At 64.2% G+C, this 12,589-nt stretch carries 12 protein-coding genes; 8 read left to right on the forward strand and 4 right to left on the reverse strand.

The annotated features are described in order from the left end of the window. Positions 1-45: 45 nt before the first annotated feature. Positions 46-1,470 carry an ABC transporter substrate-binding protein gene (locus tag CPI83_RS20730; protein WP_060939062.1) on the reverse strand — a complete coding sequence of 475 codons (1,425 nt, stop codon included), beginning with the start codon at positions 1,468-1,470 and terminating at the stop codon, positions 46-48. Between the two features lie 284 nt (positions 1,471-1,754). On the opposite strand from CPI83_RS20730, the gene CPI83_RS20735 reads away from it, so the two are divergent. The 5 genes from CPI83_RS20735 to menE are packed head-to-tail and all read left to right on the forward strand — an operon-like array spanning position 1,755 to position 5,066. Next, positions 1,755-2,954: an inorganic phosphate transporter gene (locus CPI83_RS20735; protein WP_019744333.1), complete on the forward strand. Its 1,200-nt coding sequence runs from the start codon at positions 1,755-1,757 to the stop codon at positions 2,952-2,954. A 15-nt stretch (positions 2,955-2,969) separates the two neighbouring features. After that, positions 2,970-3,233: a membrane protein gene (locus tag CPI83_RS20740; protein ID WP_019744334.1), complete on the forward strand. Its 264-nt coding sequence runs from the start codon at positions 2,970-2,972 to the stop codon at positions 3,231-3,233. Positions 3,234-3,287: 54 nt separating this feature from the next. Further along, positions 3,288-3,623 carry a DUF3349 domain-containing protein gene (locus CPI83_RS20745; RefSeq protein ID WP_019744335.1) on the forward strand — a complete coding sequence of 112 codons (336 nt, stop codon included), beginning with the start codon at positions 3,288-3,290 and terminating at the stop codon, positions 3,621-3,623. A 4-nt stretch (positions 3,624-3,627) separates the two neighbouring features. Then, entirely contained in the window at positions 3,628-3,930 is a 303-nt protein-coding gene (locus CPI83_RS20750) for a DUF3349 domain-containing protein (RefSeq protein ID WP_019744336.1), read from the forward strand. Further along, positions 3,927-5,066 carry an o-succinylbenzoate--CoA ligase gene (gene menE / locus CPI83_RS20755; RefSeq protein WP_041814793.1) on the forward strand — a complete coding sequence of 380 codons (1,140 nt, stop codon included), beginning with the start codon at positions 3,927-3,929 and terminating at the stop codon, positions 5,064-5,066. Before CPI83_RS20750 ends, menE begins: the two co-directional genes overlap by 4 nt. Before the next feature lie 54 nt (positions 5,067-5,120). Here menE and CPI83_RS20760 read toward each other — a convergent pair whose 3' ends face one another. Beyond that, a complete protein-coding gene (locus tag CPI83_RS20760; RefSeq protein WP_097387649.1) occupies positions 5,121-6,014 on the reverse strand; it encodes a type IV toxin-antitoxin system AbiEi family antitoxin domain-containing protein in 894 nt (297 codons plus the stop codon). Positions 6,015-6,168: 154 nt separating this feature from the next. On the opposite strand from CPI83_RS20760, the gene CPI83_RS20765 reads away from it, so the two are divergent. Together CPI83_RS20765 and CPI83_RS20770 are read left to right on the forward strand one after the other, a co-directional pair. Continuing rightward, positions 6,169-7,176, forward strand: coding sequence for a daunorubicin resistance protein DrrA family ABC transporter ATP-binding protein (locus CPI83_RS20765; protein ID WP_003941960.1), 1,008 nt, complete (start codon positions 6,169-6,171; stop codon positions 7,174-7,176). Continuing rightward, positions 7,173-8,000, forward strand: coding sequence for an ABC transporter permease (locus tag CPI83_RS20770; protein WP_003941848.1), 828 nt, complete (start codon positions 7,173-7,175; stop codon positions 7,998-8,000). The genes CPI83_RS20765 and CPI83_RS20770 overlap by 4 nt, the downstream gene beginning before the upstream one ends. 21 nt (positions 8,001-8,021) lie before the next feature. On the opposite strand, the gene CPI83_RS20775 is transcribed toward CPI83_RS20770, so the two are convergent. Beyond that, positions 8,022-11,270, reverse strand: coding sequence for a BTAD domain-containing putative transcriptional regulator (locus CPI83_RS20775; protein ID WP_097388226.1), 3,249 nt, complete (start codon positions 11,268-11,270; stop codon positions 8,022-8,024). Positions 11,271-11,319: 49 nt separating this feature from the next. Between CPI83_RS20775 and CPI83_RS20780 the strand changes: the two genes are divergently transcribed. Beyond that, the gene (locus CPI83_RS20780; RefSeq protein WP_019744341.1) at positions 11,320-12,189 is read left to right on the forward strand and encodes a 1,4-dihydroxy-2-naphthoate polyprenyltransferase; all 870 of its coding nucleotides are present in this window, start codon (positions 11,320-11,322) and stop codon (positions 12,187-12,189) included. A gap of 12 nt (positions 12,190-12,201) precedes the next feature. Here CPI83_RS20780 and CPI83_RS20785 read toward each other — a convergent pair whose 3' ends face one another. Next, positions 12,202-12,582, reverse strand: coding sequence for a phage holin family protein (locus CPI83_RS20785; protein WP_003941998.1), 381 nt, complete (start codon positions 12,580-12,582; stop codon positions 12,202-12,204). Positions 12,583-12,589 lie beyond the last annotated feature (7 nt).

The raw sequence follows: 12,589 nt of genomic DNA on the forward strand, positions 1-12,589 counted from the left end.
AGGGACTCGGGCGGCGGTTGGCGCTCGCCGCCCGAGTCGGAAGAATCAGGACTGCGGCTTGATGACGTTGGCGTTCTGGTACTTCGTCGAGACGCGGTCAGCGCCGAGCTCGGTTCCCCAGGTGCTCTTGTCGGTCGCGACGAGGTACTTGGGGTCGCACTTGAATTCGCCCGCGGTGGACGGGAACGCCTGCGAGTAGGTACTGCCCTTCAGCGAGGTCATGAGTCCGCAGGTGGCCGGCATGTTCTTGCCGGGATCGGTGGCGGCATGCAATCCGCCGCCGTCCCACTCGTGAATGTTCGAGAGTTCGTCGACCATGCACTGACGCGTCAGATCGCTGCCGCACTCGTCCGCGGCGGCCGCCCACAGCAGGAACGACGACGCCGCCTGCATACCGAGAAGCGCAGTCTTGCCACCCTGCTCGGAAACCAGATCCACGTACTTCTTCACTGCAGGCACCTTGTCCGCGTTCTCGAGCATCTGGAAGGTCATGCCCGCGTTGAGGTTGTCGAGCAGTCCGGTGTCCTTGTTCCAATCGGAGACGGTCGCGCCGTACCAGGTGGCTTCACCGAAGAAGATGGGATCGATCCCGACCTGGTCGAGGGCCTTCACGAAGTTCAGCTCCGACGGGCTTGCCGATCGTGACGTCCAGATTCCCTTCGCACCGCACTCCTTGTACTTCTCGGCAAACGGCACGTAGCTCGATTCGCCCTCGTAGTTGAGTGTGACGCCGCAATCCTTGAGCTTGAAGCCCGCTGCCTCGGCGATCGAACGAATCTTCGTGGTGGAGCTGATGATCGTGGGCATCGTGCTGTTGACGACGTCGAAGTCGTTCACCAGATCGGGATGCATCTCGGCCATCTGGAACCACTGCGAACCGTTCGCGTAGTCGACGGGGAACGGAACTCCCTGGAACGTCATGGGTCCGTTCGCGGCGTCCGGCGAGACGGTGAAGCCTGGCACTGACACCAGGTTGCACGCGACACGCGTCTGCTCGGCGGTCTGATCCATCGCGAAGCCGTAGCCGACCATCATGAACTGACTCGCGCACGCTTCCTGCATGACCGAGTTGGCCTGCGTCATCGCGGCGTCGTAGTCGGTACCGACAACCTTGCGGCCGTTGATACCGCCTTGATCGTTGCACCACGAGATGAGCGCGTTCACCGCATCGCTCATTTCCTTGTTCAACCCGGGAGATTTCACGTACCCGCGGTCGTCACCGAACCCGATCTTGATCTCGGTGTCGCTGACGCCTTGATCGGTTGCGCCGGTGGCATCGCCTTCGCCGCACGGCGAATCGAGGGTGCCGAACTTCGCGTCGGATGTGCTCGACGCAAGATCGGCGCTGGCGCCTGATCCGCCGACAGCGACGGCGTAGGGATCGTCACCACGATTCGATGCGCAGGCTGATGCCAGAACGGCGGTCGCTGCGAGTGCCACGATCAGCTTCGTGGACTTGTTGGGCTTCACGGTCGGAGCTCTCCTTCTCACTGACAGACACCGAGATACAGAGGTGAAACCCCTGTTCCGGTGCGCTCGGTGCCCGTAGGTAATCAGCGTTTAAAACGGTCCGAATGTGCCTTCCCGGTGAGTGAGACCAAAAAGTGAGGTCCCACACAGGGTTCGGATTTCGTGGCGCTGAACACATCGCGAACGGCAGCGCCGCAGCCCACGCGCGGGGGCGTACTCCACGGAGGCCCTGTTCGCATCCCGTTCGCTGTACTTTTACGCGTTCGATACGCACAATTCACGTTGTGACCGCAGAGCTCGTAATCCTCCTGGTGGTAGTTGTCACCGCCCTCGCGTTCGATTTCACGAATGGTTTTCACGACACGGGTAACGCAATGGCCACCTCCATCGCGACCGGTGCACTCAAGCCCAAAGTTGCGGTCACACTTTCCGCGATCCTGAACCTGGTCGGTGCGTTCCTGTCCGTCGAGGTCGCCGCGACGGTAGCCAAAGGTGTCGTCAACCTCGGCGCGGTCAGTGGGCAGGATCTGCTGCTGATCGTGTTCGCCGGTCTTGTCGGCGGAATCATCTGGAACCTGGCGACCTGGCTTCTCGGATTGCCGTCGAGCTCCTCGCACGCGCTGTTCGGCGGATTGATCGGCGCCGCGATCGCCTCCATCGGTATGGGCGGAGTCGAGTGGGGCGGAGTGCTGACCAAGGTCGTCGTCCCCGCAATCCTCGCGCCGGTCGTCGCTGCTCTGGTCGCGGGCGTCGGCACCAAGCTCGTGTACCGCATCACCGCATCCGTCAAGGAAGACGAGCGCGAGCGCGGTTTCCGTTTCGGCCAGATCGGCACCGCCTCCCTGATCTCACTTGCACACGGCACCAATGACGCCCAGAAGACGATGGGCGTCATCTTTTTGGCCCTGGTCGCTCACGGCACCATCACCGCCGAGACCGAGATGCCGTTCTGGGTGAAGTTCACCTGTGCCGTCGCGATCGCCCTCGGCACCTACCTCGGTGGTTGGCGCATCATCCGCACCCTGGGCAAGGGTCTTGTCGAGATTGCCGCGCCGCAGGGTCTGGCAGCCGAAGCGTCGTCCGCCGCCATCATCCTCACGTCGAGCCACCTCGGACTCCCCCTCTCGACCACCCACGTCGCCACCGGCTCGATCCTCGGTACGGGTATCGGTCGCAAGGGCGCCGAGGTCCGTTGGGGTGTCGCCGGCCGGATGGCCGCAGCCTGGCTGATCACATTGCCGTCGGCTGCCGTCGTCGGAGCTATCTGCTGGGCTCTTGCACATCTGGTCGGCGGACTCGCCGGCGTGCTCGTCGTCTTCGCCGCGCTCATCGCCTTCGCGATCTTCATGTACATACGCTCGCGTAAGGAACCCGTAGACGCGGCGAACGTCACCGCCGAATGGGACGAGAATTCAGATGCGGCAATTGCCGAGATCCCGGCAGCCGAACCCACTCCGTCCACCGAAGCCACCCGCAACTCCTGAAAGGGGCGCAAGAGAATGCATCTACTCACCGATACCCTCGATTCGCTCTGGCAGGTAGTGGCAGTAGGACTGCTCTTCGGAGCGGGACTGCCGGCGATCTTCGCATTCGGCCTCAAGTCGCTGAGCCTGCCGAATCCTGACGGCACCGAAGGACCGACCACCCTGGGTAAAATGGGTGCGTACCTCTGTTTTGCGATCGTGCTCGTCACGATCTTCGCCGGAATTCTGTTGTTGATGAAGAACTTCTTGGCCAGCACGTTCGGAATCCACGTCTTCTGAGTGGTCGTCGCGGCACACCACTGAAACCACCGAAACGAAAATGAGGCCGAGGATTTGAGCAAGTATTCATTGCGCAGCGTGCTCGACTGGCTACGCGCCGGGTACCCCGAGGGCATCCCGGACAAGGATCATTTCGCCCTGCTCGCGGTTCTCCGTCGACGTCTGACCGACGAGGAGATCGAGCAGGTCGTTTCGATGTCCATCGAGTCCGCGCACGAGGTACCGGACCGCCACGTCGACTACGACACGATTCGCGCCATCATCGAGGGGATCCTCAACGAGGAGCCGTCCGAGGACGACGTCGATCGTGTCACCGAAAGACTGCGCGCAGGTGGGTGGCCGGTTATCGAAGACGTGGACGCCGACAACGAAGTTCGAGATGTGAGCTGACGTCATGGCTCTTCCGCCCTTCCTCACGTCGATAGTCGGCTGGTTGCGGGCCGGCTATCCCAATGGCGTCCCCGAACAGGACTACATCCCGCTCTTCGCACTCCTCACTCGCAGACTCTCCGAGGCCGAGGTCGACGCCGTCGCCGACGCGTTGATCGAGGACGGCGATCTGCCCATCGAGAAGACCGACATCCAGGTCCTCATCACGAAGATCACCAACGAGATGCCTCTCGAAACCGATGTCGACCGCGTGCGAAGCCATCTGGCTGACGGCGGTTGGCCCCTTGCCGGGCCGGACATCCGGTGAACGTTCTTCGCACACTCGCGGTTCCGCAGGGCGAGGCGGCTTTCGAGGTATTGCCTGCCGTCGCGCAGATCCTGGGCGGCGAGCACGACGCCGTGCTCCCCGTCCCGGCTGCCGACGCACGCGAGACGGCCCGACTGAGCGACGCTCTGCACCCCGATCAGCCCATCGACGACGGCGTCTCGCTGGTAGTCGCCACGTCGGGAACCACGGGAACGCCGAAGGGCGCGATGCTCGGTGCTGATGCACTGAGGGCCAGCGGCGACGCGACCCACGAACGCCTCGGCGGCACAGGATCCTGGTTGCTCGTTCTCCCTCCGCACCACATCGCCGGCATGCAGGTTCTGCTCCGCAGTGTTCTCGCCGGAACGCAACCGGTGATCGTCGACGTCAGTGCGGGTTTCGACCCGGCAGCGCTTCCGGGCGCCGTCGCCGCGATGAGCGGACCGCGCCGCTACACCTCCTTGGTGCCGACGCAGTTGGTCAAGGCGCTCGGTGATCGCGCCGCGGTCGAGGCGCTGGCGTCACTCGACGCGGTTCTGCTCGGCGGCGCTGCGACTCCCGCGCCGGTACTCGCGCAGGCAACCGAAGCGGGCATCACCGTCGTCCGCACCTACGGGATGAGTGAAACCTCCGGCGGTTGCGTCTACGACGGAATCCCGTTGTCCGGAGCGCAGATTCGTATCGACGACGGGCGAGTGCTGCTGGGTGGGCCGATGCTCGCGTCCGGGTACCGCGGGCTTCCCGACCACCCCGCTTTCGCCGAGCCCGGTTGGTTCCGGACCGACGACGCCGGAGCTGTGGTCGACGGAGTCCTGCGCATCAGCGGCCGGTTGGACGAGGCAATCTCCACCGGCGGGCTGACCGTCGTACCGCAGGTGGTCGAGGCCGCGTTGGCCGATCACCCCGCCGTTCGCGAGTGCGCGGTGATCGGCGTCGAGGACCAGCGGCTGGGGCAGCGGGTGGTGGCCGTGGTCGTACCCGAGGGCGAAGCTCCCACGCTCGATGAACTACGCACACATGCTCAGCGGACACTCGACGTGACCGCGGCGCCGCGCGAGCTGTTCGTCGTGGACGCACTGCCGCTCCGGGGGCCGGGCAAGCTCGACCGCGCCGCTCTGGTGGCTCGGTTCAGCTAGCAGCCGCAGCCCGATTGTTCAGCCGCAGGCCTGATCAGCGCCGCGGCTGCACAATCAGCGCGCGGCTGCGCGGAGGCAAGCCCGCTCGAACCTTTCGCGGACGCGTTCGAAGTCGCGAAGATCCGCCCAAACCCATCGGAACACCTCGAACCCCGCGTCCCGGATCGCGTCCTCCCGCAGTTTCTCGCGCTCTACCGCCCTACCCGGATTGTCGCCGCGGTACTTGACCATCCCGTCGAACTCGCCCACCACACCGTGCTCTTTCCAGAAGAAGTCGACCCTAGCGATGAACCGTCCGCTGTGACGGATCTCGTGCTGCAGCGTCGGCATCGGCCAACCGTCGTCGCGCATGCGTACCCGGCTGATGGACTCCCCCGGACTCTCGGCACCTGGTTCGATGAACGTCGCCGCCACTCGAGCGCGACTCATCCCCAGCCGTCCGCGCGCATGATCGAGCGAAGCGTCGACGTTCTCACGCCTCATCCCACGTCGCAGGGCGCAATCACCGATCACCACGGCGGTCTCGAACGGCGTCGTCCGTGCGAGGTCGACGAACGTTCGCGCAAGCGACGTGGTTGCGACGCCGTCGACCAGCACGACCTCCTCGGCCGGGACCACTGCCGGATGAAGATGCAAGGTCTGGCTCTTCCGCCCACCCGAGCACCGGTTACGCGTCATGTGCACGGTGTCCAATCGCAATCCGCCGCAATCCAATCCGTGCATGACCGCTGCCGAAGCGTGGCTCACGATTGCGCCTGGTCCACAGCTTTCGGCGGCTGCCATGACAGCGCAGCGGTGGCGTGCTCTCGCATCGAGTTCGCGGAAGTGATCGGCGCGCATGTAGATCCCCGCTGCGATTCGGTGCAGCTCGCCGCGCCTGACCGCTCGCTGCAACTGCGCGTCGCTGGTGCCGTCCCGGTGAGCCTGCGCCCGCGTGAGAATTTCCATGCAGCGAGCGTGACGCCATCGCGCCCGCACACCGGCAAGCAAGTTCCGTCTGGGGATTGTTTGCCGGTTGTGGAGCACCGACCTCGCGCGCTGTGCAAGTAACCGCAAGTTCCACGCAAGGTCCATGCAAGATCGATCTGCCAAGCTTCATCCCATGAACCACACAGCTTCGCCTCTTGCCATCGAGGCCGACGGACTCGTCAAGAAGTTCGGCGAGCACCGCGCGGTCGACGGCGTCAGCCTCACCGTCCCCACCGGCTCGGTGTTCGGCGTCCTCGGGCCGAACGGCGCCGGCAAGACCACCACTGTCCGCATGCTCGCCACCCTCCTTCGCCCCGACGGCGGTGAGGCGCGCATCTTCGGTCACGACGTCAGCCGTGAACCCACCGCGGTCCGCTCCCTGATCGGCGTCACCGGGCAGTACGCCTCCGTCGACGAGGATCTGACCGCGACCGAGAACCTCGTGATCTTCTCCCGGTTGCTCGGCCTGAGCCGCCGCGATGCGCGCACCAAGTCCCTCGAACTCCTCGAGGAGTTCGACCTGGTCGAGGCCGCGACCAAACCGCTGAAGAACTTCTCCGGTGGTATGCGTCGGCGCCTGGATCTGGCGGCCAGCCTGATCGCTCGCCCGCCGCTCCTGTTCCTCGACGAGCCCACCACCGGACTGGATCCGCGCACCCGCGCCCAGATGTGGGTGACCATCCGGCGACTCGTCGCCGAGGGCTCGACAGTGTTGCTCACCACGCAGTACCTCGACGAGGCCGATCAGTTGGCCGATCGCATCGCGGTGATCGACCGCGGTCGCGTGATCGCCAACGGCACCGCCGACGAACTCAAGGCTTCGGTCGGGATCTCCTCCCTCCAGCTCAAGTTGGTCGACCGTGACCGAACCGAGGAAGCTCGCTCGCTCATCGCGGCTGCGCTGAGCGTCGAGGTGGGTGTCACCCCCGAAGTCGGGCGGATCACCGCACCACTGAGCGACCCGTCGATCACTGCGGACCTGTTGATCCGTCTGCGTGAGCAAGGAATTGCCGTCGACGAGATCAACGTACAGAAACCCAGCCTGGACGAAGTGTTCCTGACCATTACCGGGCACCAGCCCGAAGACGGTGGACGCAACGACGCCCAGTCCGACAACGACTCCGATCGGAGCGTCGCATGACAACCACCCTCACCAAACCCCGGTCGCCGATAGCCCAGCCGGATGCCGCACCGCGCCGCATCAGCCTGCAGCAGAGCTTCGCGAACACGTTCACGATGGCGTACCGCGGAATTCTCAAGATCAAGCACAACCCCGAGCAACTGTTCGACGTCGTCATCCAGCCGATCATCTTCACGTTGATGTTCACGTACATCTTCGGCGGCGCGATCGCCGGTGACGTGACGGCATATCTGCCGACGATCATCCCCGGCATCCTCGTCCAGACCGTTATCACCGGTTCCATCGTCACGGGCACTCAGCTTCGTGAGGACATGGACAAGGGCGTGTTCGACCGCTTCAAGTCCCTTCCCATCGCTCGTATCGCCCCGCTGTCCGGCGCATTGCTCGCCGACGTCGTGCGCTACGGCATCGCAACGACCATCACGTTCATCGTCGGTTTCGCGATGGGATACCGCCCCGCAGGCGGCGTGGTCGGCATTCTGTCTGCCGCGATCCTGGTCATGGTGTGCGCGTTCTCCATCAGCTGGATCTTCGCTCTCATGGGCGTGCTGATGAACAAAGCGTCCACGGTGCAGGGTGTTTCGATGCTCGTGCTGTTCCCGCTGACGTTCCTGTCGAATGCGTTCGTCGATCCTGCCACCATGCCGAGTTGGCTTCAGAAGTTCGTGAACGTCAATCCGGTCTCACACTTGGTGACCGCGGTTCGCGAGCTGGCCAACGACGGTCACTTCGGTATCCACGTCGTGTGGTCGTTGGTCGGCGCCGCGGTGATCGTTGCCGTCATGGCGCCCCTGACCGTCCGGATGTACATGCGCAAGACATAAGTCCCGCAACATCGTCCAGCTCTAATCCAGCACCGGTCCGCGAAGCGCAGCCAACACTGCTTCGCGGACCGCTCTGCGTGAGTAGCCCGACACCTTCTCGGTTTCCACAGACCACCTGTCGACTCCCACCACACCGACAGCGAAGTCGGAGAGACGCGCATGGTGGAGCGAGACGAAGTCCTGTCTCCCCGGCATTTTCAACGACAGAGCCATCAGTTCGACCCCTCGATCGATGTTGCCCGTGACAAGATCGAACGACCCGATCGCCGACGCCAAGGAACCCGCGAGCGGCAGGTCCGCATAACCCTTGGGATCGAACTTGAGAGCACTCGAATCCTTCATCTGCAGAACACGACTTGCCACGAGTTCATGTCGGCCGTGAACGACGTGAGCACACACGGCCGCAGCACCGAGCAGAACGACGAAGGGATCACCGAAGATGTTCTCGATCGCAGAGCCCAACAACTCCAGTGCTTCTCGATACCTGGCCAAGCCTTCTTCGACTCTGCCGTCCGCGAGATCCGCCTCGGCGATGCTCGCCATCAGCGCCGCGCGCCGTTGATCGGTTTCGATGGCACCGGTCCCACCCGAGTGCGCCAAGGCCGGACGTGCCCGATCGAGAAGTGTTCGCCCGCCGGCGGTGTCACCGGATGCGATCATTGCTCCGGCTTGAAAGCAGATGAGCTGCATCGCCTCGTCACGTGCACCGAGGCGTTCCATCGACGCCGCCGCAATCGCGTAGAACTCGATGGCCTCGCCGTATCGCGCGGATTGGCTGTGGACCGACCCGACATGCTGGGCCGCCATCGCAAGGCCCCACTCGTCACCGGCATTGGTCGCGTAGTCGAACAACGCTTCCCCGTCCAGCAAAGCGCCCCGCAGATCCCCGATGTTCTCGCGCATATTCGAACGCGCGGACAGCGCAGCCATTCGGGTCTCGGGGTCGGAACTGCGAACGCCTTCCGCAACCAAACGCGCAAGTCTGTGGTTGGCGATCCCACTCGTGGTCAGCTTGATCAGAAATGCGAACAACGGACCGAGATCATCGCGCTCACGCAACAGCTTTCGAAGACGAACCCGCGCGCGGGCATGGTTTCGATCGGTCTCCGCGAAAAACAGATGCATCGCCACCAGGATGAACGTCGCGCCCACCAATTCTGCATTTACATCGCGTAGATCGTTGTCCGCGGTCGCCCCGACGATCTTCGACGCCCAGTTCGAGACTTCCGAATTCGATCCTCGTACGGCCCACAGAATCGCGAGGACGGGAAAGACATTGGCTACGGTGACCGCGTCGCCGCGCTCCACGGCCCAGCGAAGAACCGCGAGAAGGTTGTCGTGCTCGGCGTCGAGGTCGGCAATCAGGCGCAGCTGATCCGTGCGTGCACGCACGACGGCGTCCTCGGCGATCGCGATTGCCCAGTCATCCAGGCGCCGGATGACTTCCGGCCCCTCTCCGGACGCGGCGAGTCGCTCCTCGCCGTATTCACGGACCGTCTCGAGCATGTAGTACCGAAGCTCACCCTGCCCGTCGCTGACGGAAAGAAGTGACTGATTGACCAGCGCTTCGACAGCGCCGGCCACATCGTTCAACTCTCCCCACCCGGCAACGGCCTGCGCCGAGGAAAGCGTGAAACCTGCCGGGAATCGGCACAATCGACGCAGCGCAATCTGATCACCGCTGCCCAACAGATTCCAGCTCCAGTCGATCACCGCGTGCAGCGTGCGATGCCGATCCGGAGACGTCGGATCATCGGAGCGCAACAATGCGAACCGATCTCGCAGCCTCGAACCGATTTCGTCGACGCTCATCGTGCGGACCCGGGCAGCTGCGAGTTCGATCGCCAACGGGAGTCCGTCGAGCGTCGTACTCAGCTTGACGACCGCATCGACGTCCAGATGAACGGACGGCCGCACCGCACGGGCTCTCGCCGAGAAGAGTTCGACTGCCGAGCCGGTTCCGTCGTCGATCGCCAACGGCGGCAACGGGTACACCGCCTCGGCACTGATCATGAGCGGCGAACGACTGGTGGTCAGTACCGTCAGCTGACGACCGGCCGCGATCATCTCGGCCACGATCTCCGAACACGCGCCGATCACGTGCTCGCAATTGTCGAGGATGAGCAACATCGGACCGGCGGACAACGCCTCTTTGAGTCGCTCTCGCGCCGAATGCGTCCGGCCGACGGTCAATTTGCCTGGCGCCAGATCGGATTCGCTGATTCCGAGGGTGCCGCCGATGGCCGCGATGACATCTTCACTGCTGCGCAACGACGCCAACTCCACGAGTACCACCGCGACGCCAGGCTGGTTCACGGATCCGCGTAGGCCCAATTCGTGTGCGAGACGGGTCTTTCCGGCGCCACCAGGTCCGAGAATGGTGACCACACGTGAGCGAGCCAGCAAGGATTCGATCTGGTCGATGTCGCTGTCGCGACCGAGCAAGGTGTTGGGGGCAGCGCGTAGACCGATCGCCCGCGCAGCTCGCGGTGTTGCCGCAGGTGCCCCGAGAAGTTCCGCGTTCAGAGCCACCAGTGCGGGTGACGGATCAGCGCCCAGGCGATTGGCGAGGTGATTGCGGAACTCCGCGAACACTTCGAGTGCCTCGTTGACTCGGCCGGCTCCGGCGAGCGCACGCATCAACGCTTCGGCCGCGGTGTCGTCGAACGGGCTCGACAGATGGCGTCCGCGCACCAGTGGAATGGCGGCCGCGTACTCCCCCAACGTGAGCAACGCGTCGATCTGCACGGACTCCAGTTCGTCGTACACGCGGCCCGCGTCGAGCGCCAGACGATCTGCGACGTCGCCGACCACGTCGCTCCCGGGGGTACCGCGCCACAGGCGCAGCGCCGCGGTCGTGACGGCGAGTACCTCGGACGCGTCGTCGCCGCCGGCGCGCAGACGACGGACGGCGTCCGCTGCCCGGGCCAGGTCGACACGCTCCCGAGCGAGAGTGAGCCGGTATCCGGCCGCCGTGACTTCGAGCGCCCCGTCCGGAAGTGCAGATCGCAGGCGCGAGACCTGAGTGTGGAGGGCGTTCATCGGTGAGCGCGGCGGCTCCAGCCCCCAGACGTCGTCGATCAGGCTCTGCGCAGTACGGGGCTCACCCGGATTGCGAGCCAGCGCAACCAGCAGAGTTCGAGCTCGCGGACCCGGCAACGGAACCAGACGATCGCCCACTTTGGTCGAAATGGGTCCGAGCAAGGCAATGTCTGCCGGGTCTTCGCCCGACTGCGCGTACCTGGCGCGCTCACTCACGTCTCGAGTCATGTGCTGATCCACCGCGTTCGATCGTATTGCACAGTGCAAAGATCGTTGTATGGCAACAGCTGCTCAATGGATCGAAGGCGCGAGGCCGCGCACACTCCCGAACGCGATTGCGCCCGTGCTGGTCGGCACCGGAGCCGCGGCGTCCCTGGACCTCGCAGTGTGGTGGAAGGCGCTCCTGGCACTGATCGTCTCCTTGGCCTTGATCGTCGGGGTGAATTTCGCGAACGACTACTCCGACGGAATCCGCGGAACGGACGACGACCGCGTCGGGCCACTGCGCTTGGTCGGATCGAAGTTGGTCAGTCCCGGAGCTGTGAAGGCCGCAGCGATCAGCTGCTTCACCGTTGCCGCGGTAGCCGGGTTCGTTCTGGCGGCGACCACAGCCTGGTGGCTGGTTGCGGTCGGCGTGTTCTGCATCATCGGTGCCTGGTTCTACACCGGCGGCAAGAAACCGTACGGATACAGCGGGTTCGGCGAGATCGCCGTGTTCATCTTCTTCGGGCTGATCGCAGTGCTGGGAACTCAATTCGTACAGGCCGAACGGGTGGATCTGGCCGGGCTGGCCGGCGCGATCGCCATCGGTTCATTCTCGAGCGCGGTGCTCGTTGCCAACAATCTTCGAGACATCCCGACCGACACCGAGTCCGGAAAGATCACTCTCGCAGTCCGGCTCGGCGACGCGAAGACCCGCACGCTGCACGTGATCCTGCTGGCCGTCCCGTTCGTCGCGACCTTGCTGCTGATCCTGCGTACTCCGTGGGCCCTGCTCGGATTGCTGGCGTTGCCACTGGCAATCCGAGCCAACGCCCCACTGCGTTCCGGCGGTCAGGGTATGGCCCTGATCCCCGCGTTGCGCGACACCGGACTCGCCATGCTCGTCTGGGGTGCCGCGACCGCAGTTGCGCTCAGTCTCGCCTGAAAGTCGACGGACTCAACGGTTGTCGGGGACGAACGCGCTGAGCAGAAAGTTCACGATCGAGATGATCAGCGCGCCCCAGACTGCCGTCCAGAAGCCGTCGACCGTCAAGCCGTAGGACGTACCGGACGAGATCCACGCCGTCAGCATCAGCATCAGGGCGTTGATCACCAGCGTGAACAGTCCGAGGGTCAGGATGAGCAGCGGTAGTGAGAGAAGCTGCACTACCGGCTTGATGAAGGCGTTGACCACCGTGAAGATCAAAGCGATCACCGCGATCACGAGAACCGTGCCCCAGGTGCCGTTGTCGTGGTTGGCGATCGTGATGCCGGTGACCCACGCCGACGCCAGCCAGATGGCTATGCCGTTGATGATGAGACGTGCCAGAAATGTCATGTCTGAA

This window comes from Rhodococcus sp. H-CA8f (genome assembly GCF_002501585.1).
In the GTDB taxonomy this organism is placed as follows: domain Bacteria; phylum Actinomycetota; class Actinomycetes; order Mycobacteriales; family Mycobacteriaceae; genus Rhodococcus_F; species Rhodococcus_F erythropolis.